21 protein-coding genes are annotated in these 23,075 nt (G+C 46.0%); 10 read left to right on the top strand and 11 right to left on the bottom strand.

Translation table 11 applies throughout. The annotated features are described in order from the left end of the window. The first annotated feature begins 61 nt into the window (after positions 1–61). A complete protein-coding gene (locus tag WH43_RS09290; RefSeq protein ID WP_053424335.1) occupies positions 62–1,372 on the top strand; it encodes an amidohydrolase in 1,311 nt (436 codons plus the stop codon). Here WH43_RS09290 and WH43_RS09285 read toward each other — a convergent pair. Then, complete coding sequence (locus WH43_RS09285; RefSeq protein WP_053424334.1) at positions 1,341–2,300, bottom strand: YeiH family protein; 960 nt, start codon at positions 2,298–2,300, stop codon at positions 1,341–1,343. The genes WH43_RS09290 and WH43_RS09285 overlap by 32 nt on opposite strands. A gap of 95 nt (positions 2,301–2,395) precedes the next feature. Between WH43_RS09285 and WH43_RS09280 the strand changes: the two genes are divergently transcribed. Further along, entirely contained in the window at positions 2,396–3,250 is an 855-nt protein-coding gene (locus WH43_RS09280) for a LysR family transcriptional regulator (protein WP_053424411.1), read from the top strand. Between the two features lie 4 nt (positions 3,251–3,254). On the opposite strand, the gene phoR is transcribed toward WH43_RS09280, so the two are convergent. Genes phoR through phoB form a run of 3 tightly spaced genes read right to left on the bottom strand, consistent with a single transcriptional unit; the run spans position 3,255 to position 5,280 of the window. Next, a complete protein-coding gene (gene phoR, locus WH43_RS09275) occupies positions 3,255–4,289 on the bottom strand; it encodes a phosphate regulon sensor histidine kinase PhoR (RefSeq protein ID WP_286049618.1) in 1,035 nt (344 codons plus the stop codon). A 13-nt stretch (positions 4,290–4,302) separates the two neighbouring features. After that, the gene (locus tag WH43_RS20595) at positions 4,303–4,575 is read right to left on the bottom strand and encodes a DUF3329 domain-containing protein (protein ID WP_286049617.1); all 273 of its coding nucleotides are present in this window, start codon (positions 4,573–4,575) and stop codon (positions 4,303–4,305) included. A gap of 18 nt (positions 4,576–4,593) precedes the next feature. Continuing rightward, complete coding sequence (phoB, locus tag WH43_RS09270; RefSeq protein WP_046518572.1) at positions 4,594–5,280, bottom strand: phosphate regulon transcriptional regulator PhoB; 687 nt, start codon at positions 5,278–5,280, stop codon at positions 4,594–4,596. Between the two features lie 390 nt (positions 5,281–5,670). Here phoB and WH43_RS20590 point away from each other — a divergent pair, with 390 nt between their 5' ends. The 5 genes from WH43_RS20590 to WH43_RS20570 all read left to right on the top strand — a co-directional run bounded on the left by WH43_RS20590 (position 5,671) and on the right by WH43_RS20570 (position 11,112). Further along, positions 5,671–7,065 carry a beta-helix domain-containing protein gene (locus tag WH43_RS20590; protein WP_286049616.1) on the top strand — a complete coding sequence of 465 codons (1,395 nt, stop codon included), beginning with the start codon at positions 5,671–5,673 and terminating at the stop codon, positions 7,063–7,065. 119 nt (positions 7,066–7,184) lie between these two features. Next, the gene (locus WH43_RS20585) at positions 7,185–8,351 is read left to right on the top strand and encodes a beta-helix domain-containing protein (RefSeq protein WP_286049615.1); all 1,167 of its coding nucleotides are present in this window, start codon (positions 7,185–7,187) and stop codon (positions 8,349–8,351) included. Between the two features lie 111 nt (positions 8,352–8,462). Next, on the top strand, positions 8,463–9,014 hold the full coding sequence (locus tag WH43_RS20580) for a TonB-dependent receptor plug domain-containing protein (protein ID WP_286049614.1): 552 nt from the start codon (positions 8,463–8,465) through the stop codon (positions 9,012–9,014). A 92-nt stretch (positions 9,015–9,106) separates the two neighbouring features. Further along, on the top strand, positions 9,107–9,916 hold the full coding sequence (locus WH43_RS20575; RefSeq protein ID WP_286049613.1) for a hypothetical protein: 810 nt from the start codon (positions 9,107–9,109) through the stop codon (positions 9,914–9,916). Next, complete coding sequence (locus WH43_RS20570; RefSeq protein WP_286049612.1) at positions 9,862–11,112, top strand: TonB-dependent receptor domain-containing protein; 1,251 nt, start codon at positions 9,862–9,864, stop codon at positions 11,110–11,112. Before WH43_RS20575 ends, WH43_RS20570 begins: the two co-directional genes overlap by 55 nt. Before the next feature lie 53 nt (positions 11,113–11,165). Here WH43_RS20570 and WH43_RS09255 read toward each other — a convergent pair whose 3' ends face one another. Continuing rightward, complete coding sequence (locus WH43_RS09255) at positions 11,166–12,641, bottom strand: SulP family inorganic anion transporter (protein WP_053424333.1); 1,476 nt, start codon at positions 12,639–12,641, stop codon at positions 11,166–11,168. A gap of 277 nt (positions 12,642–12,918) precedes the next feature. Between WH43_RS09255 and WH43_RS09250 the strand changes: the two genes are divergently transcribed. Then, positions 12,919–13,626 (top strand): glutathione S-transferase family protein, encoded by a 708-nt coding sequence (locus WH43_RS09250; protein WP_053424332.1) that lies wholly within the window; start codon positions 12,919–12,921, stop codon positions 13,624–13,626. On the opposite strand, the gene soxR is transcribed toward WH43_RS09250, so the two are convergent. Then, on the bottom strand, positions 13,587–14,069 hold the full coding sequence (soxR, locus tag WH43_RS09245; protein ID WP_053424331.1) for a redox-sensitive transcriptional activator SoxR: 483 nt from the start codon (positions 14,067–14,069) through the stop codon (positions 13,587–13,589). The two genes, WH43_RS09250 and soxR, sit on opposite strands and share 40 nt — an antisense overlap. 70 nt (positions 14,070–14,139) lie before the next feature. Here soxR and WH43_RS09240 point away from each other — a divergent pair, with 70 nt between their 5' ends. Next, positions 14,140–14,550, top strand: a complete 411-nt coding sequence (locus WH43_RS09240) for a nuclear transport factor 2 family protein (protein ID WP_053424330.1) — start codon at positions 14,140–14,142, stop codon at positions 14,548–14,550. Here the strand turns inward: WH43_RS09240 and WH43_RS09235 are convergent. The 3 genes from WH43_RS09235 to WH43_RS09225 all read right to left on the bottom strand — a co-directional run bounded on the left by WH43_RS09235 (position 14,547) and on the right by WH43_RS09225 (position 18,304). Further along, positions 14,547–15,284 (bottom strand): substrate-binding periplasmic protein, encoded by a 738-nt coding sequence (locus WH43_RS09235; protein ID WP_053424329.1) that lies wholly within the window; start codon positions 15,282–15,284, stop codon positions 14,547–14,549. The two genes, WH43_RS09240 and WH43_RS09235, sit on opposite strands and share 4 nt — an antisense overlap. 168 nt (positions 15,285–15,452) lie before the next feature. Continuing rightward, the gene (locus tag WH43_RS09230) at positions 15,453–16,358 is read right to left on the bottom strand and encodes a porin (protein ID WP_082335731.1); all 906 of its coding nucleotides are present in this window, start codon (positions 16,356–16,358) and stop codon (positions 15,453–15,455) included. A gap of 215 nt (positions 16,359–16,573) precedes the next feature. Continuing rightward, positions 16,574–18,304 (bottom strand): phosphoethanolamine transferase family protein, encoded by a 1,731-nt coding sequence (locus tag WH43_RS09225; protein WP_053424327.1) that lies wholly within the window; start codon positions 18,302–18,304, stop codon positions 16,574–16,576. Between the two features lie 335 nt (positions 18,305–18,639). On the opposite strand from WH43_RS09225, the gene WH43_RS09220 reads away from it, so the two are divergent. Beyond that, positions 18,640–21,237, top strand: a complete 2,598-nt coding sequence (locus tag WH43_RS09220; protein ID WP_053424326.1) for a TonB-dependent receptor — start codon at positions 18,640–18,642, stop codon at positions 21,235–21,237. Between the two features lie 33 nt (positions 21,238–21,270). On the opposite strand, the gene WH43_RS09215 is transcribed toward WH43_RS09220, so the two are convergent. Both WH43_RS09215 and WH43_RS09210 read right to left on the bottom strand, forming a co-directional pair. Next, positions 21,271–22,203 carry a sensor domain-containing diguanylate cyclase gene (locus tag WH43_RS09215; RefSeq protein WP_053424325.1) on the bottom strand — a complete coding sequence of 311 codons (933 nt, stop codon included), beginning with the start codon at positions 22,201–22,203 and terminating at the stop codon, positions 21,271–21,273. A gap of 137 nt (positions 22,204–22,340) precedes the next feature. After that, entirely contained in the window at positions 22,341–22,964 is a 624-nt protein-coding gene (locus WH43_RS09210; protein ID WP_053424324.1) for a TetR/AcrR family transcriptional regulator, read from the bottom strand. Between the last annotated feature and the right edge of the window lie 111 nt (positions 22,965–23,075).

The raw sequence follows: 23,075 nt of genomic DNA, 5'->3' as shown, positions 1-23,075 counted from the left end.
ACGCTTTGCTTTTTTAACGACAAGCAGTATGGTAAGGCTCAAAGACCTTAAGGACCTTACCATGCTCAGAACTTTAGTTTCATTGCTGGTTGCCAGTGCGTTTTCAGCCCAGGCAGCTATTGATTTAAAACCTCAAACCGAACCAGCTATTAAAACCATTCAGCCACAAATGCTGCAATGGCGCCGCCACTTTCATCAATACCCTGAACTGTCGAACCGGGAAGTCAACACAGCGAAAAAAGTGGCGGAACATTTGAAGTCGCTTGGTTTGGAAGTTCAAAGCGGTATTGCCCATCATGGTGTACTGGGCGTATTAAAAGGTGCTAAACCAGGTCCGACGGTCGCACTGCGGGCAGATATGGACGCCCTGCCCGTCACAGAGCAAGTCGATTTACCTTTTGCCTCTAAAGTCCGCAGTACCTTTAACGGTCAGGAGGTCGGTGTGATGCATGCCTGCGGTCATGACGCTCACACAGCCATGTTGATGGCGACAGCTTCTGTGCTGACTCAGCTCAAATCACAAATTGCCGGTACTATTTTATTTGTATTCCAGCCGGCTGAAGAAGGCCCACCAGCAGGTGAGGAAGGGGGGGCCAAGCTGATGCTCAAAGAAGGTGTCTTTGCTCAATACAAGCCGGACGCTATTTTTGGTCTGCATGTGTGGCCAGGCCCTGCCGGACAGTTGCAGGTGAAAAGCGAAGGAATTATGGCAGCCGCTGACAGTTTTAACATCACAGTCAAAGGCAAACAAGTGCATGGCTCCAGCCCATGGCGTGGTGTTGACCCTATAGCAGTCACTGGCCAACTTATTACCGCCTTACATCAGATACCGGCCCGACAGTTGGATGTAACTCAAGCTCCGGCTGTGCTCTCTGTAGGTCAGGTGCATGGTGGCGTGCGCTGGAACATTATTCCGGATGAAGTGAAATTAGAAGGCACAGTCCGTACTTTTGACCCACAAATGCGCGAGCAGTTATTACAAAAAATGCAGCACACCTCAGAACATATAGCGGCCGCCAGTGGCGCTAAGGCAGAATTTCATCATCATGGTTTTGCAGCTGTGACCTGGAATGACGCCACACTGACAGAGTGGGCAATGCCAACTTTACAATGGGCTGCCGGCAAGGCTGGGGTCGCACCAATCAAACCCATTACCGCCTCTGAAGACTTTTCATTTTTCCAACAAGAGGTACCAGGCGTATTTTTCTTTTTGGGTATAGCACCGGACAATACCCCGGTCGACCAAACCGCCCCTAACCATTCCCCCTATTTTCAGGTCAATGAAAAGGCATTGGAAAATGGAGTCCGGGCTTTAACTGGTCTGGCGCTGGATTATTTAGCTAACCCGGCAAAAACAGATAAGAAAAGCTAAAGAGTAAAACCATCACCACAGCGGCAAAGCCAAAGACTTTGCCGCTACACTGCTTTAAATCCTGCCAGCAGGTTAAAAGCCCAGTCACTAACATCGCAAAAATCAGGCAGCTTTGTGAGAGCACTAAAGCGCCCTGACTGAACCAGACAGGTACTGTCAAACCAAGATTGATCCCCAATACCGCAATAAACCCCAGCACAAACCACGGAAATACAAAGCCCTCTTTGTTTTTGTTGTTAAAACTCAGCAGAAGTAAAAAAGGTACTAATAAACAAACCCGGAATAATTTGGCAATGACAGCTTGAGGTGCGGCATCGCCCAATTGACTGCCGGCAGCTACGGCTTGTGAGACTTCAGGTGCCGTGCTGCCAATCAGCCAGGCCAGTTGGTCTTCAGGCATAACACCAGCGTGCATCAACACGGAGTAACTCAGTAAGGCCAGCAAGCCCATCAACAACACCATAGCCAGACTTTGAGTTAAAGTCGCTTCATCACTTTTGCGCACAGACCAGGTAGCAAAAATAGCGGAAGTACCGCAAAAACTTAAACCACAGCTGACTAAAAGTACCAGTTCTTTCGGCAGTTTAAAGACTTTGAACCCAAGCCATAAGGCTGCGGCCAGCACCAGCAATACCAAAGCTGCCAGCTGCAATAAAGCCAGCGGGCTGGTTTGCAGTACCAGTTCAGAATCAACACTAAAGGCAAATAAAACGATGCCAAAACGCAGTGCTTTTTGCTGCAACATCGCCAGTTTATCCAGTTGGGAAGCCAGCAACTCACGGGGTTGAACTGAACATAAAGGCAATACAAAAGCGGCTGATAATCCCAAAAGCAAAGCCACAAACACAGGGCTGACAAACTGATGCAACACAGGCACCGCCAGATAACAGAGCTGTAACAGCAAACTAAGCAGAAGTAATACCAACATAATGATGCCATCTTTGTTGTAGAAACGGCGCTATTGTAATGGCCAATAAAAATAAGAATAATGGATTTATCTTATATCTCAGATTAGATAAACAAATGAATTATCCTAGTCCACGCCATTGGTTGTTATTAGATGCGATTTGCCGTCAGCATAGCCTGACCAAAGCCGCCGATCTTTTGGCGTTAAGTCAATCGGCAGCCAGTCAAGCATTAAAAGAACTGGAACAACGCTTAGGTCAGCCATTGTTTTTACGACAAGGCCGACAACTGATCCCCACTCAACATACATTGGACCTGTTACCAAAACTGCAGGTGTTTCTTGATTTACAGCAAGAGCTGGTGAGTTCAGAGCCTGATAAAGGTGAATTACGGCTGGTGGCCAGTGAAACTGTAGGTTGTTATTTATTGCCGGCTTTACTGGCACAGTTCACCAGGCTGTATCCACAGATTGATTTTAAATTGCGGCTTTGCAACAGCAGCGAAGTCTTGCAACTGATGCACCAGCAGCAGGCTCAGCTTGGATTCGTCGAAGGACCGGTTTTAAGTGCGGAATTTGATATTCAGCATTGGCGCCAGGATCTGACCGTACTATTTGGTCACACCAAATTGCATCAACATTTATCAACAGAGCAATTATTAGCCCAGCGCTGGATAGTACGTGAACCTGGTTCAGGCACCCGTGCAGTGCTGGAACATGAATTGGCACGCTTACAGTGGACTCCCCAACATCTGCTGGAACTGGAGCGACCTGAAGCTATTAAACAGGCCGTTAAACAAGGATTGGGTATTGGCTGTTTGCCTTTACTGGCCGTGCAGGATGAAATAAACGCAGGTCAGCTGGTGCAGCTGCAAAGCCCTTTGCAACTGCAGCGGCATTTCAGACTGATACAACATAAAAATTATCAGCCACCTGTGCTGCAGAAGTTTTTACACTTTCTGCAGCAAGAGTAGCCAGTTAACGGGCTTGAATAGCTTTACGCTTAGGTTGAGATTCGGCAGGCAAACTAAAAGAAAAACTACTGCCTTTTTTCGGTTCACTAAAAATCATCAGCTTGCTGTTATGGCGTTGCAGTACATGTTTTACTATAGCTAAACCTAAGCCTGTGCCACCAGTAGCGCGGGCTCTGGCTTGATCAACACGATAAAAACGTTCAGTCAGCCGTTTTACATGCTGTGGCGCTATACCTTCACCGTTGTCGCTGACACTAAATATAGCTTTTTGATGCTGTCTTAACCAACTGACCTGAATTTGACCGCCATTCGGCGTGTATTTAATTGCATTGGTGATCAGGTTAGAAAAGGCACTGCGTAACTCTTCACGAATACCAGACACCACTAAATCAGGATCCACTGAAAAACTGATCTGATGCTGTTTATCGCGATTCAGTGTCTGAGACTCCTGCTCCAGCATCGCTAACATAGCGGGCACGTCTATATGCTCTTCAAACTGTACTTTGGCTGCGGCCTCGATACGGGACAAAGTTAAAAGCTGTTGCACCAGCGCATCCATACGTTTGGTCTGCTCCAACATCACCGTATGAGCTTTTTGCCAGATGCCGGCATTAGGCAAATTATCAGCATCCATCACTTCCAGATAACCTTGCAGCACAGTCAAAGGTGTACGCAGTTCATGGGAGACGTTAGCGACAAAGTCTTTACGCACTTGTTCCAGTAGTTTTAATTGTGTGATGTCCCGCACTATCAATAAATGCTGATCCTCACCGTACTGCAGCATACGGTACTCCAGCACCAGATCTTCATTAACCGGAGAAGATAGCTCCAGTGGTTGGTCAAATTGTTTTTGCTGGATATAGGTCTGAAATTCAGGGTTACGGATCAGGTTATCAATGCGCTGACGTTCGTCCTGTGGCCAGCGCAGTCCCACCAGTTGCTGTGCCAGTTTATTGCACCAAATAATGGTCCAGTCGTTATTCAACACCACTATGGCGTCAGGCAAGGCTTCAGCGCCGTCGCGAAAACGCCGGATCAAGCCACGTAATTCCTTATTTTTTTTTTCGGGCTTTGCGCTGACGATAGTAAATACCATCAAACACTTGCTGCCAGCTACCATCGCCGGCCGGAGGTGTCAGCTTTTTATCGCGCCAAAGCCACTTGTCCAGGATAAAAATATGCCTGTAGTTCCAGCCCAGCAGAAGTAAAGAGGTGGCAAACAAAGCAGGAAACAGCAGGTCAAGCAACCAGCCCATCAATGCAACGACAAAAAACAAGAGGAAGATTTTGCTAAAAATCTTCCTCTTCGATAATAACAAACGCATAGTACTCACTTTTATCGGTCATTTAGCTGAGAAACGATAACCTGAACCCCGTACAGTTTGCACTAAACGGTCATGTCCAGCCAGTGAAATAGCTTTACGTAACCGGCGGATATGCACATCTACTGTTCTGTCTTCCACATACACATTAGTGCCCCAGACGTGGTCCAGCAATTGCTCACGACTATAGACCCGTTCCGGGTGCGTCATAAAAAAGTGCAGTAAACGGAATTCTGTAGGTCCCATATCTACGGCTTGCTCAGACGCAGTAACGCGATGAGACACAGGGTCAAGTTTTAAGCCCTGCACTTCAATCACATCATCCAGACTGGTGGGGGCAACACGACGGATCACAGCTTTAATACGCGCCATCAACTCTTTGGGTGAAAAAGGTTTAGTCACGTAGTCATCCGCACCTACTTCCAAACCACGAACTTTATCTTCTTCTTCGCCACGAGCGGTAATCATAATAATAGGGATGCTGCGGGTTAGCTCATGCCCTTTCATTTTTTTGGCAAACTGAATACCGCTGCCGCCAGGCAGCATCCAGTCCAATAAAACTAAATCAGGATATGGTTCGACCAGCATGTTTACAGCAGAATCAAAATCTTCTGCCGTGCTGGCTTGATAACCATTTTGTTCGAGCACAAAACATAACATGTCACGGATCGGTGCTTCGTCTTCTACGACCAGGATTTTTCTAGACATAACCCTCTACCAATTCAAGCTAATTTATTGATTGTGACCAGTATGGCGCTAGTTTATGACATTTTTATGAAAGCAAAACAAGCAATCTGCCCCTAAATGACTCACAGACAGGTTCAGCAACACAACGACAATTGAATCTAAATCTGCTACCACAACCGCTCTAACAGCCAGCAATTTAGTTACATTTTTTTAATAAAGACAAAAGTCTTTCAGATGACAATTTAGTGAACCTTTTTTGACACGCTCTCTGCAATGCCACGCCAGTCGCGGTCTGCTCTTTAAGTTCCGTCACATGCGCATTCACTGTAATAAAACAGTCATTAAGCCTGAGTATGGTTGGCCCCAGCTTTTTATAACAACAGCATTCATGTGATTATTGGAGATTAAGTGATGGCTTTACGTAACTTTTTAAAATTGAGCGCAATTGCCTCAGCTTTAGTTCTGGCTGGTTGCGGCGGTGGCGATATTAATATCGACACTGGCTCTGGCGGCAACGACGGCGGTAATGGCGGTGTAACTCCTCCTGTCAGCTCTTGCCCGGCTTTTGCTACTGAAGCAACAGCTTTAGCAGGCGTCACTACTCCGGTCTGTGAAATTAAAGGAGTGATCACCAGCGATGTCACTTTAACAGCGGACAGAGCATGGGCTTTATCAGGCAAAGTGACAGTAGGCAATGATAACGCCAATAGCGCAACCATAACTATTCAGCCTGGCACTAAAGTCTTCGGTAAAAGTGGCGCTGACTATTTAGTTATTGCCCGTGGTTCTAAAATTCAGGCAGTGGGTACTGCAACTAATCCTATCGTCATGACCTCAGTCAATGACATGTTAGGCTTGTCCGACGAAGAGTCCTCAGGCCAATGGGGTGGTTTAGTCTTATTAGGAAAAGCTCCAAGTAATAAGTGTGATCAGGCAAATTTAGCCAATTGCGCCCCTCAAGCAGAAGGGGAAGCTGGTCCTTACGGTGGTGCTGATCCGGAAGATAACAGCGGTGCTTTAAAATACGTACAAGTACGCTACGCTGGTTTTGAAGTGCTGCCAGGTAACGAGTTAAACGGTATTACCTTTGCCGGTGTAGGCCGTGGCACTACGGTAGATTACATTCAGGTTCACAATAATGTGGATGACGGTGTCGAATTTTTTGGTGGCACTGTGGACTTAAAACACGTGGTGTTAACTGGTAACCGCGATGATTCGTTAGACTGGGCAGATGGCTGGACTGGCCGTATGCAGCACGTGTTAATTCGTCATAATCCCAATAATACTAAGGCGAACCGGGCCATAGAAGCGGACAACAATCCAGATATTTTAGGCGCAACCCCTATCAGTAAACCTCGTATTTCAAACCTGACCATTATTGGTAATAACTTTGACGGTGATGAGGACTCAGAAGGTATTTTATTACGTGCCGGTACTTCTGCTGAACTGTACAACGTCATAGTGACCGGGCCAGAAAAAATGGGCGAGTGCTTTGAAATCAATACCACTGAGACGGCTAACTTCGCCAATAGTGGTGACTTAATATTCCGTAACTCCATCATCGACTGCGCAGAACCTTTTGCAAACATTAAAGATGCCAATGGTAATGTTACTTTTGATGCCAATGCCTGGTTTACGGCTCAGCCAAATAACTTAGTGGGCGATGCTTTATTGGGTGGTTATATCCCTGCACCTAACTCTCCTGCCATAGCAAATGGTTTTGATGTAGGTAATATCGACGGTTGGTTTGATGATGTGAACTATATTGGTGCTTTTGATGGCACGACAGACTGGACTAAAGGCTGACCATAAGCCTGCATCCTGAAACCGGCTCAGGCTTAGCATCTTGCCCAACAGGCACCACTGAAGTTGCCAGCTTAACTGGTAAGCTCAACTGCCAGTTAACAGGTGATATTACAACCAACGTGACTTTAGCTGCAGGTGCAGACTATGTGTTAAGTGGCCGCGTTCGAGTAGGTGTGGATAACACCACCAGCGCTACGTTGACTGTAGCCCCGGGTGTAACTATTTACGGCAAATCAGGTGCTGATTTCCTGGTAGTGACCCGTGGTTCAAAAATTGTTGCCGAAGGTACTGCAGCTAACCCTATCACTATGACTTCTGTACAGGACGTGATTGGTTCACCAACAGCCGAAGGTCAATGGGGTGGTTTAGTGCTGCTGGGTAAAGCACCTACCAGTGCTTGTCCGGATCTGAACAATTGTGGACCTTTATCTGAAGGTGATGCAGGCCCATACGGTGGTCCAGATGCAGCAGACAGCAGTGGCTCTCTGAACTATGTCATCGTAAAACATGCTGGTTACGAAGTTCTGCCAGGCAATGAATTAAATGGCATTACCTTCGCTGGCGTAGGTTCAGGCACTAAATGTTCAAATATTCAGGTCCACCAAAACCTGGATGACGGTATAGAGTTTTTCGGTGGTAGTGTGAACTGTAAAAACGTGGTCCTGACCTCAAACGGTGACGACTCAGTCGACTGGACTGATGGCTATAACGGTAAATTACAGTTTGTATTGGTTAAACATGCTGCTGATAACACGAAAGCGAACCGTGGTATTGAAGGTGATAACAATTCAGACAATCTGACAATAACGCCTGTATCTAACCCAACCATCGCCAATATGACCATCATAGGCAACACCTTCACTTCAGCTGACGCTGATTCAGAAGGAGTATTGTTGCGTGCAGGCACGAACGCTCAACTGGCGAACTTCGTGATTGCAGGACCTACAGGTATGGGTGAGTGCCTTGAGATTGAATCTGCTCCGTCTCAGGCATTAGCTACGTCTGGCGCTTTAACCATGACCAACTCTGTGATTGCCTGCCCTACTCAAGCTGTCAAAGGCAATGTCGCTACTGGTGTAACAACTGAATCATGGTTCCTAGGACAAACAGCCAACAAGCTGGCTGCGACTCAAGCAGACGTCTTAAAAGGTATCTTCACTATTGACGCTACTCCGGCAAAAGACATGAAAACTGTGGATGCTTTCTTCGATGCCACTAACTTTGTTGGTGCTGTTTCAGAAAGCAATAACTGGACTGCTGGTTGGGCTGTGGGCCTTAACGACTAAGCATCCATAAACTGCCAGCTTGCTGGCAGTTATGCATTCACTTAGTGCCGGGCCTCCGTAGGATAAGCCCGGCACATTGATGTACGAATTAGCTGATAGGACCAAGTTCAAATGAGCAGCAAGCAAAGTTTTAAAATCAGTCAGGTTGGTCGTAGCGTGCTGCTGGCTTTAGCAGCAACAGCCAGCATGATGCCTGTATTAGCCCAGGAAACTCTCGCCAAAACGACAGAAGACAACAAAGAAGTAGAGCGAATTGAAGTCTCTGGCCGTCTGATGAGTTCAGCCGCCTCAGCTGCCGCAGAACGTCGTGAACAACCTTATGTCGCAGAATTATTGGGCATGGAGCAAATCTCCAGAGCCGGCGACAGCAATGCAGCAACGGCTTTACGCCGGGTTACAGGTTTAACTTTAGTCAAAGACAAGTTTATTTATGTGCGTGGTTTAGGGGAGCGTTATTCCAGCACCTTATTAAACGGCGCTATGGTACCAAGCCCGGATCCTACTCGTAACGTGATCCCATTGGATATGTTCCCTGCCGGCATTATCGAAAGTTTAGTGGTACAAAAAGCCTATTCACCTGAACTACCAGCCGCTTTTGGTGGTGGTAGCGTCAATATCCGTACCTCCTCTATTCCATTACAACGCAGTTTAATCTGTCTGTAGGTACTGGTTATAACAGTCTGAGCAGCGATGATGCATACAGCTACAACGGTGGTGGTGATGACTGGAAAGGCAGCGACGATGGCACTCGCACTATGTCGCCTGAATTACGTGCAGCTTTGGATCAATATGGCACTATTAACCAGATCAATATCGCAGAAGCTCTGGGAGGAGTGAATCAGAGTAATCTGGCTCAGGCTGCCACTATAGTGCGGGAATTAGGTTTAAGTTTTAATCGTGATGTTGATGTACAGCGTGAAAATATCAAACCCGACTTTGATGGTAGTGTATCTTTTGGTGACAAATTTGATATTGGTTCCACAGTCTTTGGTGTGATGGCAGGTGTTAGCTACGACAGATCGACTCAGAATATTGAAGAGCAGGAACGCTACTTTTCTATCTCTGGTGACGGCTTAGTACCTTTGAATATTTATGATGATATTAAAGGTACAGAACATCAGGTGAAGCTATCTGGCATGCTAAACTTTGGTTTAGAGCTGGATGAGAACCACAGATTCGAAACCGCCTCTATTTATCTGCGTGATACCAAGGATGAAATCAAAGTTAAAAACGGTGACGGCATAGACACTGTGAATGAAACTGACCGTTTTAATACCGATACTTCTATTCGTTATGAAGAACGTTCCATGTTAAGCAATCAAATTCGTGGACGTCATAATTTACCCTGGTTGTATGATATCAGTGTGGATTGGCAATACACAGACGCCAAAGCCGAACGTGACGCTCCGGGCGAAATCGAATATCGCAAGGTCAATGAGCTTCAGGCCGATGGTTCTTTCACCTCCTTCCTGCGTCGTAACCAAAATGCGGTGAACTACAGCTCGGTAACATGGAAGACAATACCGAAAACGGCAGCTGGAATGCCAAACTACCTTTTACCTTAGGCAAAGCTGAAATGGTACTGAACGGTGGTTACTCTTATTTTGAGCGTACCCGTGACTCGGAAACCAACCTGTTTAACTTTAGCACTGTCGGTTATAGCCTGGAGCAGTTAAGTCAAAGTTTCTCAGATATATTCTCCGATGAAAGTATTCTTAACACAGCCAACGGTTTCCAAATCTCTAACGTCACGACGCAGGCCGATGATTACATAGCGGCGCAGCAAATTGACGCAGCCTATGTCGGTATGGAGATGAACTACGACTATCTGTATCGCTTAAACTTTGGCGTACGTTACGAGGATTTCCGTCAGATTTCTGTACCATTAAATGCTGACGGAGAGATTAGCGGTAATATCGAAGAATTCCCTTTACTCGAAGATGGGTTTTATCCTTCTTTATCCTTCACCTGGTTTGTCAGTGAAGAACTACAGGCTCGTTTTGGTTACAGCAGCACAGTGGTTCGCCCAGACCTACGTGAAGTAACACCAGTTCTGTTTATCGACCCTCTCACTGACTTTAAAATCACGGGTTTTTCTGGCCTTAAAAGCACTGATGTCACCAGTTATGATGCCCGTTTAGAGTGGTATTACGACGAAAGTAACTACAGTATCGGTGTCTTTTACAAAGATTTAGAAAACCCGATTGAATCCATTGAGCTGCAAGGTTCAGACGGCAACTTGCTGATGTCATTCCGTAACGCCGACGCTGGTGAAGTCTACGGTGTGGAGGCTGAATTCCTGCAACAGCTGAATATGTTTGAAGGTCAAAGCTACAACTGGTTGGATAACTTCTTTGTTGCAGGTAACTTCACCTACAGCGAGTCAGAAATTACCATCCAGCAATTTGCTGGCACCAACCTGACTAACTTAACACGTCCACTGAATGGTCACTCCAAACATGTCGTAAACTTCCAGTTAGGTTTCGACTCAGATAACGACGAGCACAATGCAACTCTGACGTATAACGTGTTCGGTAAACGTATCGCCTTTGCTGGTGTAAACGACAAAGACGATGCCTACGAGCAACCGTTTAACTCGTTAGACTTTGTCTATTCCTACACGCCTTTTGAATCGACATCAGTCAAGCTGTCGATGAAAAACTTGCTGAATGAAGATGTGGAAATTATGCAACAAGGCGAGTTATTACAACGCCGCGTTGAAGGCCAAAGCTATGGTGTAAGTTTTAGCTACAAATACTAAGTAAGTATTTGTCTACAAGGGTCAGAACTTTGGTTCTGACCCTTTTTTATTTTCTAGTGCATCAGCTGTTCTATAGCTTCCGGCTTGTTATGAATGGCAAACTTGTCGACTAAAGTGGCACTAGCCTGATTCAGCCCTATCACTTCAACTTCCGCTCCAGCCTTTCGGAATTTCAAAATCACTTTATCCAGTGAGCTGACGGCTGTGATATCCCAGAAATGCGCATGAGTTAAATCAATCTGCACCGTGCTCAGTCGTTCCTTAAAATCAAAAGCTGCGACAAAAGGTTCCGCAGAGGTAAAAAACACTTGGCCTGTCACCAGATAACGGCGACTTCTGCCATCGGCAGAGAGTTGTGACTGTATCGCCAGCAACTGCCCTACTTTGTTAGCAAAAAATAACGCACTCATCAGTACACCCACAAAGACGCCATACGCCAGATTGTGAGTAAAAACTACCACCAGCACAGTGATCATCATCACCAGGCTAGAGCTTTTAGGATGAGTCGTTAAATCCCGCACGGACTGCCAGTTAAAGGTGCCAATGGACACCATAATCATCACGGCCACCAAAGCGGCCATAGGGATCATACCGACCCACTCACCTAAAAACACTGCAAAAATAAGCAGCAAAATACCTGCCAGTAAGGTCGATAAACGAGTACGACCACCGGATTTAACGTTAATCACCGACTGACCAATCATGGCACAACCGGCCATACCGCCCAATAAACCTGAACCTATATTGGCGATACCCTGCCCTATACATTCACGGTTTTTGTTGCTGTTGGTATCTGTCATATCATCGACAATAGTGGCCGTCATTAACGACTCCAGAATACCGACTAAGGCCAGGCCCAACGCATAAGGGAAAATAATTTGCAGAGTGTTCAGGGTAAGAGGCACATCTGGCCATAAGAAGATTGGCAAGCTATCCGGTAATTCGCCCATGTCCGACACAGTACGCACATCAATCTGGAAATACAGTGCTATGGAGGTTAACACCACAATACAGACCAAAGGCGAAGGCACTGTTTTAGTGACATAAGGAAACAAATAAATAATAGCTAAACCCGCAGCTGTCATCGCATAGACATGCCAGGTGACATTAGTTAGTTCAGGCAGCTGCGCCATAAATATCAGAATAGCCAACGCATTAACAAAGCCCGTCACCACGGAACGAGACACAAACCTCATCAGCTCACCGAGTTTGCATAAACCAAACACAATTTGCAGTAAACCTGTGAGCAAAGTAGCCAGCAACAAATACTGCAAACCATGTTCTTTCACCAGGGTGATCATCAAAAGCGCCATAGCACCAGTGGCAGCAGAAATCATCGCAGGACGACCACCGGCAAAAGCTGTGATCACAGCAATAGCAAAGGATGCATATAAACCGACTTTAGGGTCAACACCAGCGATAATAGAAAAGGCGATAGCTTCTGGAATAAGCGCCAGAGCTACCACTATGGCGGATAACACATCGCCACGAATATTGGACAGCCACTGCTGTCGTATCGATTGAAACATCAGGAATTCCTTTGTGACAGAGTCTTTTTAAACGCATTTTTTCAGGCATAAAAGTTGTAACGCCCAAAATCGCATTTTCACTTTTATAAATGGAAAAAACGGCTTAAACACTACATCGGCGAGAAAGTTCCTTGCATCAATGGGAAGAGGTTGGGGCAAAAACGGCGCGCAGTATAACGCAAAAATCTGGCTGAAAAAACCACAGACACCATATCCGGTTTCTCTGATACAGTATTCAGGACTTAGATGACTCATTCCCACTGCAGCGGAGGCTTTGATGTACCAGCTTTATATTGCCAATAAAAACTACTCGTCCTGGTCGTTGCGCCCCTGGGTACTCATGCACGCTTTAGCTATACCTTTTGAAGAAAAGCAGGTGCAGTTTCAGTCCAATGACAATAGCGCACAATTTAAAGCTTTTGCGCCCAATGCCAAGGTGCCATGTCTGCATCATGACAACTGGGTGGTCTGGGATTCGCTGGCTATAGTAGAGTATTTAGCTGAGCGTCATAGCGGAGTCTGGCCAACAGATGACAAAGAACGCAGCTGGGCACGTTCTGCTGCCGCTGAAATGCATTCAGGTTTTACAGCGCTTCGCAGCTATTGCCCTTTTCATGCGGCTGGTCGTTTTGATAAAACACCATTACCCGATGCAGTCTTAACTGATTTACAACGTATTGAACAACTGTGGCAGGAAGGATTGCAAGGTTTTGGCGGCCCTTATCTGGCTGGAAAGCAGTTTACAGCAGTAGATGCATTTTATGCCCCAGTCTTATTTCGCATCCAAAGTTACCAGTTACCTGTCTCAACTGCAGTTTTACCTTACTTCAGGCTGATGATGAAGTTGCCTGCGATGCAACTCTGGTATCAACAGGCGCTCTCAGAACCCTTTTGGGATGACGAACACGAAATCGCAGCTCTGGGTTCAGGCAAACTGATTGCAGATCACCGTTCTGGTTCTTCCAGTTCCTCTGACGTGGGGTAAAAATGTGCACCAGAACCTTGTGCCGCCAGCTTATCCTGTGGGTTGCGCAAGGGGCAGTGCGCCATAGATAAACAACCACAACCTATGCACATGCTCAATTGATCCCGCAAGTCTGTCAGTTGAGCTATACGCGCATCCAACTCAGTTTTCCACTGTTCCGACATCTGCTGCCAGTGCTGCTGATCGGCATTTTGCCCTGGCGGCAATACCGATAAGGCTTTGCCTATTTGTTCCAGCGGAATACCAGTGCGCTGCGCCACTTTAATAATGGCCACCCGCCTTAATACATCCCGCGAATAACGACGCTGATTTCCGGCGTTACGCTGGCTGTGGATCAAGCCCTTTTGCTCATAAAAATGTAAGGTCGCCACAGAAACACCACTACGTTTTGCCACCTCGCCCACCGACAGCACCAGTTTTTTTGCATCGCATTTTACAGACATAAAAAACACTTGACCTTAACCTTGCTTGAGGTTTTAGCATAACCTTAATTTCATCACCGGAGAAGTTTTTATGCTGGAACATGCGGTATATGCGATAGGTGCGGCGTGCCGTTCAGAACAAGACTGTGCACAGCAATTATTAACCCGGTTGCAGTGCGCTATTAACCAACGCAACTGGGCTTTATTTGGCGAGTGTTTTACAGAGAATGTACTGTTGGTCAATTTATTAGGTCAACGTCTGTCAGGCCGGGCCGAACTCAAAGTTTATTTACAACAATTACTGGAGTTACATCAGGACAGAGTCTGGGCCTATCAGCTACTGCATTTGCAGCAACTGGATTTCGATACCTTTTTAATCAACGCACAACAGCTGTGGCAACATAAAGAAGGACAGCACAAAGTGGGTTTGTGCAGTACTCCGCTTTATGTAGTGAAACGACAAGGCCATCAATGGCAGATCTGCGCTGGCAATATGCTTTAGAGAGAAGTGTGAGCCCAGCGTTTCAAGGCTTTATCCACAACACCTTGCTGGCGCATCAAAACAAAAAGCTGTTGGATTTGTTCAATCTGCAATGCGTGATGTGGATTTAAAGCACAGTAGACTTCAGCGGGTTGAGCCCAGAGTGGCTCAGCAGCAAGCTTAGAACTGTCAAACTGTTGCTGGTAATGGCCGTAACTTAAATCAACCGTCATCACCAAATCGACCCGGCCTTGCTCCAAACGCTGGATATTTTTCTCCAACGACTCAGCATCATCCCGCACTGCAGCATTGGTTTCAAACAAGGGTTGGAGCTCAGGGTAAGAAAATCCTCTGGTGGTGCCTATACGTTTGTGAAATAAATCTTGATTTGAGCGCACCGGACTGTCTTCGAGACGACGCACTATATATTGCCGGGTGTGAAACAATACGCCAGTCCAACTCAGTTTATAGCTGGCAGGTACCCACTGAGGATTGAGGAAGCAAGCAATGTCAGCTTTGTCTGTGAGCAGCCACTCCACCACACGACCTCTGGGTAAATCCAGATACTGCACTGGTCTATTTAATCTGGTGGCGAGTGCATCCAGTAAATCTTTCGCTATACCGTCGACTAAGCGCTGCTGCGGATCAAAAATAGCATAAGGTGCAGTATTGGTTTGACTGACTACAGCACGTAAAGGCTCTGCTGCAAAAAGCAGACTGGGCACCATCAATAGCAAAGACCACCACTTCCACATCAGAGCTTACTCTATTGTCTGCTTCGGCTTTCTATCCATCATAACCAAGGCTTTACAATTTAAACAGTAAGTGACCAATCAAAGTCAGTTTTTTATCTCACAGCGTTGCGCTAAAACAAAACAGGCAGCTCGATGGCTGCCTGTTTTGATCTGTGGCTTGGATTGACATCAGAACTTATGTTCTATGCCGACCGCAACATAATCGCTGTCAACTTTAGTATCAAAGTCAAAACTACTGTACCAGCCAAACAACTTGGTATTTTTACCCAATTTGTAATCTGCACCAGCGGAAATACCATCGTCATCCTCTAAAGTCTGGTATTGAGCTTTTAGCTCCCACTTGTTCAGTGGATAAGCAATATTAGCCATATAACCATCGGCCTTTTCGCCTGTTTCCACTTCTTCCTGTTGCTGCACCATAGCGCCTAACTTAAAGTCAGCGACTTTAACTTGCACAGTTGCACGGCTGGCATCATAGCCATTCATCTCGCTGTCCATAGCGATTGATGCATACCAGGCCGTGTCTTTTAAACTTTCGTCACCGTAGACAACAGCATAAGACTGAGCACTTTTTGCGTCTGCTTCATCTTCCATTACATGAGTCAGCAACAACTTAAAGCCTTGAAAAGAGGGGGAGCTGTAAGCGACTGAATCACTCATACGGTTTTCACCTTTCCACAAACTTTTCAGATCCGCTTCATAGTCGTTAAACAGGTCAAGTTTGCCTTGCGACAGTTTTAAGGCTGTATCGTGACGGCCAGCGGTTACAGTACCGAACACACCTTGCAGACCAATAAATTGGTTACGGGATTTGATATTTTTCTCGTTTGCCTCGTCAGACGGGTCCACTTCCCATTCCAATTGGTAAATCAGTGTCAAACCTTCTTCAAGCGCATAATCGCCCTGAATGCCAAAACGGGAGGCATTACTTTTTAATTCGCCGAACGATCCTTCGCCCTCATCAGACTGTTGTGCTGAAACGTTAATTTTTCCATAGATTTCCCAGTCTTTGGCCTGGGCCGTTGCAACACAACTTAAAGCCAATGCAATACTTATGAAAGTTTTTGCAAACATGATTTTTTCCTTTCGTAATAGGAGATTTGGGCTACCAAATACTGTTTAGCTGATAAACATTCATTAGATACGGGACACTCAGTACCCGGCATCCATCAGGAAATGCTCTGTTGCCGGGCTATTGAAATATGACAATAAAGCTTCCGCAACATGACGTTTCGGAGGCTATTTTATGAATAAATAATGACACTATTATGACAGTGAAAAAGTAATGATTAAGGTGCCTTCAGTTCCTGGCACTCTCCTACCCGAGTAGCTTTATCAAAATCCAGCCCCTGCTGCAGGATCCGGGATGAGGGTCGCCAATCCGGGCTGAGCCAACTTTTAGTCAGCTTTTGCTCCGGGTATTCAATACCCGCCAAATCCAGGAAAGAATGGAAAACGTTAGTGGTTACTAGAGGTTGTTCTCGACGTTGTTCTGCAAGGGATTTTTTCTGTGGATACTGCAAATTGTATAGCTCAGAGGTCCAGAGGATAGAGGCCACTCTATAGTCCCGCTCGGTATTGTGACCGTGACCACTTTTGTTACATTGACCGTCAAAAATATTTTCACCATGGTCAGAGACATAAAACAGACCACTGATACTTTGGCTTTGTTCAAGCTGCTTAATCAGGTTAAACAGAATAAAATCAGTATATGCAACACTGTTGTCATAAGCATTGTTCAGTAGGAGTTTGGATTTTTGATCATGCATACTGATCGACTGGCCTTTGCCTGATGGCGTAAATAAGTCAAAGGCTTGTGGGTATCTGTCGGCATAACTAAAGTGACTGCCCAGTGTGTGCAACACGATCAGTTGTTTTTGTTCGTTTTGTTGCAGCACACGCTCAAAAGCAGGTAACAGGATATCGTCGTAAAACCCTTCTTTTTTATAACCCACAGGGTTTAGATACTGCACCTGATCGGCCTCACTGGCATGCAACGCAATAGAGGAGTCGTGCACACCTAATGGGCTTTGGGTCGACAACCAGGCTGTACTAAAACCCGCCTCTTTAAAAGCGGCAACTACAGATGTTTCAGTTGGAAAATAACGCTGATCCGTTGCGCTTTTACGCGACAGGATCACAGGGACAGACATACGGGTCCAAGCCCATGGACTGACCATGTTGGTGTAACTAATCACATTTTTAGTGCCAGATAGCCGCGGAGTTGTGGCTCTGTTGTAGCCATTGAGCTGCAATCTGTCAGGCCGTAAAGTTTCCCCTATCACCAGCACATAAATTTGTCGTTGAGCCGGAATATCGGTCTGACGGGCAGAAAATTTAAACAAGGCTGTAGATTCAGCAATATCAGCTACGGCTTGTTTTTGTTTCACAAATTCATTGACAGCGATCAGTATATTTAACGGATAAGTGGCATGAAACTTTTCATAGCTGTAGGGCAAAGGACGCTGCACAAAAACATTTTCTTCCGGGTTGCTGCGCTGCTTTGCTTTGTTAATTTGCTGATATTGCCACTCGTTCCAGCTCAGGCTAACCAGCACTCCGATACAAATCAGCCAAATCACAGGCCTAAGTCCACTTTGCCATTGCCAATGACGCTGCCAGGCGCTGCGTACCAGATACCACCAAAGCAACACAATAGCGACTACAGCCAAAGCTAAAAACACGCCTATACCAGTCAAATAACCTAAGGCTTCATTCAGGTCAGTTTCCGCCACTATAGCTATAGCATGAGCATCGGTATTCTTCTGATAAGTCAGGAGATAAAACACTTCTTGCGGCACCAGCAAAGCAGCGGGTAATAACAACACCAAACCTGGCCATAAAGAGCGGAATAACGACAGTATCAACATATAAAACCAGACTGCTGCTATCAGCTTCCATTGCAAATAGGGCACCAGATCCTGCTCTGGCCATTGCACCAGCACTGGAGATAACAACAGCAAGCCAAAAACGACTAATCCAACAGCACGAAACAACGAATGCACTAACGACTGGTTCACTCAAAAGCCTCCAGGCTCAATATCAAAACATAGCGGATCTGAAAAACTGGAATTCTGAGCGCATTTTGCGGTTTTTACCAGCACGATGATGCAGGAAATAGTCTGAGCTCAGCTGAATAATGGAGAAGACAATCCTCTCGCGACAGTCAAAACAGAGATGGCGTCACGTTCAAAGATTTTTGTTACAAATCAATGTGTTTTATACAAATTTTACATTAAAAACTCATTTACAAAAGGTCTGTATTTGTACTATATCTAAAACGCCTGTTTTAACGGGTACTACTAATATTTATAAAGAATGCAACTACAAAAATCCAGCTAGGAAGCAATAAAATATGAATAATAACAAAATAATACGATTAAGCCGCTGTGCTATAGCCGTTGGAGCTGTACTGTTGAGCGGGCAAAGTTTTGCTCAACAAGCTGAAGATGGTCAAGATGTTGAACGCATCGCAGTCACGGGCTCTCACATTAAAAGAACCGATCTTGAAGGCCCTTCACCTGTCACTATTATTAGCCGCGACGATATCGACAAATCAGGTTTTGATAACCTTCAACAATTACTGGAACGTTTACCTGCAGCAGGTTCAGGCACATTCTCCACCCGGGGTAACAGCCAGGACTCGACAGCCAACGGTGCAGCAGCAGTCAGCTTAAGAGGTTTTGGAGCAGATGCAACCCTGGTGTTAATCAATGGTCGCCGAGTGGCCAGCAGCCCTTTTGCTGAGGGCATAGTCAACAGCTTTGTTGATATCAACAGCATCCCTATGGCTGCGATTGAACGTATCGATATTTTAAAAGATGGAGCCTCTGCCATTTATGGTTCTGATGCAGTGGCAGGTGTAGTGAATATTATCTTGCGTAAAGATTTCACTGGCACGGATGTTACCGCAGGTTTTGGTGGCACAACAGGCCCGAACTATGACGAAAAAACCTTCTCCACGGTCTGGGGCACTGGAGATGATAAAAGCAATGCGACTCTGATCCTGGACTACTTCAATAACTCTCAAATCGACAACTATGAGTTAGGTCGTTTTGGCACCGCCAACCAAGCACCATTTGGTGGCCAGGATACCCGCTCTTCACGGGGCTATCCAGGTCGTTTTATCGTGGATGGTGTAGTAACTATTGACCCAGGTTGCCCAGCAGATCAGCGCGCTGGTGCAACCTGTTTATACGATTACGGCCCGTCCTCTATTGCAGTTCCGGAAGCAGAACGTATGGGGGCTATTCTTAGTATGAATAGGGATGTCAATGACAGTGTCGAGCTCTTTGCAGAAATTGCAGCTCAGCACAACACCTCTAACGCCGGTGGTGCTGCGACGCCATTAGATGAAGGCGCTGGTTTAACAGTGCCAGGCACTCATCCAAATAACCCTTTTGGTCAGGACGTTGAAATCAGCCGTTACCGCACTGTAGATGCAGGTAACAGACGTTGGGATATTACCTCAGATACCTTGCGGGTACTGGCAGGGTTACGCGGCAATATCAATAACTGGGACTGGGAAACTGCTGTGCAAAAAGGCCGCAGCGCATCCTCTCAAACCGGTGATAAGTCACAAGGTTGGGTTCGTACCGACTTCCTGCAGCAAGAAATTAATGCTGGCCGTTACAATCCTTTTGGCGGTGTGCAAAATCCACAATCTGTGATTGATGCTATTACCACTAGTTTAGTGCGTCGCGGTAAATCCCATATGACCTCGGCGGATGCGCGTATCAGTGGTGAGCTGTTTGATGTCAGTCATGGTGCAGTGTCTTTAGCTGCGGGTGTTGAATACCGTAAAGAAGACGCCACCGATACGCCAGATGATCAGTTCCAGCGTGGTTTGATTTTTGGTACTGAATCTGTATCTGCTGCAGCCAGCCGTTCGCAAAAAGCTGCTTATGTTGAGATTTCAGTGCCGTTGCTGGAAAATCTGGAAATGCAATTAGCTGAGCGTTATGACCACTACAGTGATTTTGGTGGCACAGCTAATCCTAAAGTCGCCTTCCACTTTACCCCTACCGATGAGTGGTCACTTCGTGCTTCATGGAGTCAGGGCTTCCGAGCGCCTTCACTGGCACAAGTGGGCTTAGGTCCATCTCAGGAATCACAATTCTTCGTTGATACTTTCCGCTGTCCAACACCTGACGCCAGCAACCCGGCTTGCGCCTCTACCGACTACACCATAGTGTTTGCTGGTAACCCAAATTTAGAAGCTGAGGAATCAGAAAGCTGGAACGTCGGCGCAATCTGGCAGGTCACTGAAGACTTAGATTTCAGCCTGGATGTCTGGAGCATTACTCAGGACAACAAAATCGATGAAGTTCCTTTCGGTGATGTTTATGCGGCAGAATGCGGTAACCAGAATAGCACTATCTGTGTACGCCGGGCACCGTTACCAGGTCAGACTTTAGGTGAACTGGACAGGATCAACAACACCTTCTTTAACGTAAGCTCTCAGGAAGCAGACGGTATCGATTTATCCAGCCGCTATAAAATGGATTTAGACGGTATGGGTAAACTGAAATTTAACCTGGAATACACTTACCTGAGCAACTTCGAAAAAGATGGTCAGGATTACACAGGTGAATACCGTTACCCGCAACACCGCTGGACTGGAACTGCAGATTGGACCTTAAACGACTGGGGCGCAGCTACAGTACTGAGTTATATAGGTGAGTTTGAAGATACACCAGATATCAATTTTGATGGTGCCCTGGACTTTGAAGAGAATGAATCTCGCAAAGTGAAAGCTCAGGTACTTGTTGATGTTCAGGGTTATTACAACCTGAACGAGAAAACCAAAATTACTATTGGTATCAATAACCTGTTTGATGAAGATCCGCCATTTGCTATAGGCGACGGCGATGGTGATTTGTATGGTTATGTCACCAGTATGTACAACCCTCGTGGCCAATACATTTACGGTAAAGTGAACTATAAGTTCTAACAATCTGCTTCAGTAAAGGGCCTTCGGGCCCTTTTATTCATCGAGCAACCTAAATAACTCAGCTCTGTTACGACCATTACGTTTAGCCATATAAAGCGCCGAATCGGCTTGCAGATACAATTCCTCAAAATTACTTTCTCCCTGAGTCAAAGCTATACCAATTGACGTGGTTACGCATAGCTCAACACGACCAGCTTTGATCGGAAAGTCAGCCAGGATCCCTCTTATTCGCTCAGCAACATGTAAAGCTGTCGCCAGATCAGTTTCTGTTAAAAATACCGCAAACTCTTCACCACCAATACGGCCAAAAATATCGTATTCACGAAGCGCTTTTTTGATTCTGTTCGCGGTCGCTTTTAACACTTCATCCCCAGCCTGATGACCATAAGTGTCGTTGACTGATTTAAAAAAATCTAAGTCCAACAACAGTAAAGCGGCAGGTTTATCTACACGCTGGCAACGGGCTAACTCGGCTTCGACTGAATCGACAAAGCAGCGACGATTGGCCACTTTAGTCAGCTCATCTGTCAAAGCCAACTCGCTTAAAGTCGCGACTTTGCTATGGAGCTGATGCTCCAATACTTTCTGTTTAGTGATTTCTTTGGCTTGGATCAACATCTCGCCCGTTGGTAAAATCTGTTCAGACATTAAAAACCAACGGTCATCCGTTAAATTCACTTCAAATAACTGAAACGGATTTTGTCGTCTTTTTTGCTGCACCTGAGCCAACCATTCATCAATGGTTTCAGTTTCAAAACGTATCCCCTTGCCTTCACTAAAAGATAAACGCATCAGTTGCTCAAAAGAAAGCCCCTGTATTTTGCGTTGGTCCTGATAAAAAATACCAGCGAAAGCCTGATTACAACCAAGCATCTTGTCATCGGCGCTTAAAATGGCATAACCATCGTTACAAACTTCTATAAATTCCAATAGCTTTTGCTGAAATTTGTGCTGAGAAAGTGACATACCAACCTCAGACGAAAGGTGTATGGTTAAACACTAGCAGAAGGGGATAAAGAGTGACAAAGGAGATGATAGAACTTAAGTTGAAGCGGAAATTAAATAACCAAAGAGGCTTGCTGTAGCCCCTTTCATCAGAGTCATTAAGCTCTTTTACCAGGCCATGCACTCAGCACAGTTTCAGCCACCTGCTTTAACTCGGCGCAGTTTGCGCCACTGGTCGCTTGTACGGCCATCCCCTGCAATACTGCACCTATGTAGCGAGCTAAGGCTGCAGGATCAGAATCTGCAGGTAAATCGCCTTCGTCCTTGGCTTTTTGCAAGCGTTCACGCAGAGCCACTTCGCCGGCTCTGCGTTTAATAATCAAGGCCTCTTTAACAAAAGCGGCTGACTCGCTGCAAGCCAGGGCTCCCTGCACTATGACGCAACCCGGTGGGTTATTTGGATCGGCATTGGCACTGGCTGCACCACAAAGCATGTGTTTGACGACTTCATAAGAAGTCGCATGCTCCAGAGCCGGATAATAAAATGCACAAGGCCGGTTTTCGTACAACTCAATGGCTTTTAAAAACAATTGTTCTTTGTTACCAAAAGCAGCATACAAACTGGGTTTGTTGATGCCCATGGCTTCACATAAATCAGGTAAAGATGCGCCTTCGTAACCTTTACGCCAGAAAACTTCCAGCGCCTTTTGTAAGGCCTTTTCCATGTCAAAAGCGCGCGGGCGTCCCACTGTTGGCGCTGGTGTAACCGCTGATGCTGACATTTCAAACTCCGGATTAAAAAGGATGCACTAGCATAAACTGCTTGGCAACACATGTCCAGCAAGGAATATTTACCAATCGGCACAATATAGTGTAAGCTAGCAACTTATCGT

The sequence above is a fragment of the Rheinheimera sp. KL1 genome, assembly GCF_001275035.1.
Classification (GTDB): Bacteria; Pseudomonadota; Gammaproteobacteria; order Enterobacterales; family Alteromonadaceae; genus Pararheinheimera; species Pararheinheimera tangshanensis.
The sequence above is the reverse complement of the archived record's forward strand: the minus strand, read 5'-3'. Positions and strand labels throughout refer to the sequence as shown.

What these genes read in the sequence shown, in the direction of transcription:
- WH43_RS09210 (WP_053424324.1), bottom strand. Translation starts at nt 22,964, where the DNA reads ATGTCAGCATCAGCGGTTACACCAGCGCCAACAGTGGGACGCCCGCGC.
- WH43_RS09215 (WP_053424325.1), bottom strand. Translation starts at nt 22,203, where the DNA reads ATGTCACTTTCTCAGCACAAATTTCAGCAAAAGCTATTGGAATTTATA.
- WH43_RS09250 (WP_053424332.1), top strand. Translation starts at nt 12,919, where the DNA reads ATGTACCAGCTTTATATTGCCAATAAAAACTACTCGTCCTGGTCGTTG.
- WH43_RS09230 (WP_082335731.1), bottom strand. Translation starts at nt 16,358, where the DNA reads ATGTTTGCAAAAACTTTCATAAGTATTGCATTGGCTTTAAGTTGTGTT.
- WH43_RS09280 (WP_053424411.1), top strand. Translation starts at nt 2,396, where the DNA reads ATGAATTATCCTAGTCCACGCCATTGGTTGTTATTAGATGCGATTTGC.
- soxR (WP_053424331.1), bottom strand. Translation starts at nt 14,069, where the DNA reads ATGTCTGTAAAATGCGATGCAAAAAAACTGGTGCTGTCGGTGGGCGAG.
- WH43_RS20570 (WP_286049612.1), top strand. Translation starts at nt 9,862, where the DNA reads ATGGAAGACAATACCGAAAACGGCAGCTGGAATGCCAAACTACCTTTT.
- WH43_RS09255 (WP_053424333.1), bottom strand. Translation starts at nt 12,641, where the DNA reads ATGTTTCAATCGATACGACAGCAGTGGCTGTCCAATATTCGTGGCGAT.
- WH43_RS09220 (WP_053424326.1), top strand. Translation starts at nt 18,640, where the DNA reads ATGAATAATAACAAAATAATACGATTAAGCCGCTGTGCTATAGCCGTT.
- WH43_RS09235 (WP_053424329.1), bottom strand. Translation starts at nt 15,284, where the DNA reads ATGTGGAAGTGGTGGTCTTTGCTATTGATGGTGCCCAGTCTGCTTTTT.
- WH43_RS20575 (WP_286049613.1), top strand. Translation starts at nt 9,107, where the DNA reads ATGTCGCCTGAATTACGTGCAGCTTTGGATCAATATGGCACTATTAAC.
- WH43_RS09290 (WP_053424335.1), top strand. Translation starts at nt 62, where the DNA reads ATGCTCAGAACTTTAGTTTCATTGCTGGTTGCCAGTGCGTTTTCAGCC.
- WH43_RS09285 (WP_053424334.1), bottom strand. Translation starts at nt 2,300, where the DNA reads ATGTTGGTATTACTTCTGCTTAGTTTGCTGTTACAGCTCTGTTATCTG.
- WH43_RS20590 (WP_286049616.1), top strand. Translation starts at nt 5,671, where the DNA reads ATGGCTTTACGTAACTTTTTAAAATTGAGCGCAATTGCCTCAGCTTTA.
- phoB (WP_046518572.1), bottom strand. Translation starts at nt 5,280, where the DNA reads ATGTCTAGAAAAATCCTGGTCGTAGAAGACGAAGCACCGATCCGTGAC.
- WH43_RS09240 (WP_053424330.1), top strand. Translation starts at nt 14,140, where the DNA reads ATGCTGGAACATGCGGTATATGCGATAGGTGCGGCGTGCCGTTCAGAA.
- WH43_RS20580 (WP_286049614.1), top strand. Translation starts at nt 8,463, where the DNA reads ATGAGCAGCAAGCAAAGTTTTAAAATCAGTCAGGTTGGTCGTAGCGTG.
- WH43_RS20595 (WP_286049617.1), bottom strand. Translation starts at nt 4,575, where the DNA reads ATGCGTTTGTTATTATCGAAGAGGAAGATTTTTAGCAAAATCTTCCTC.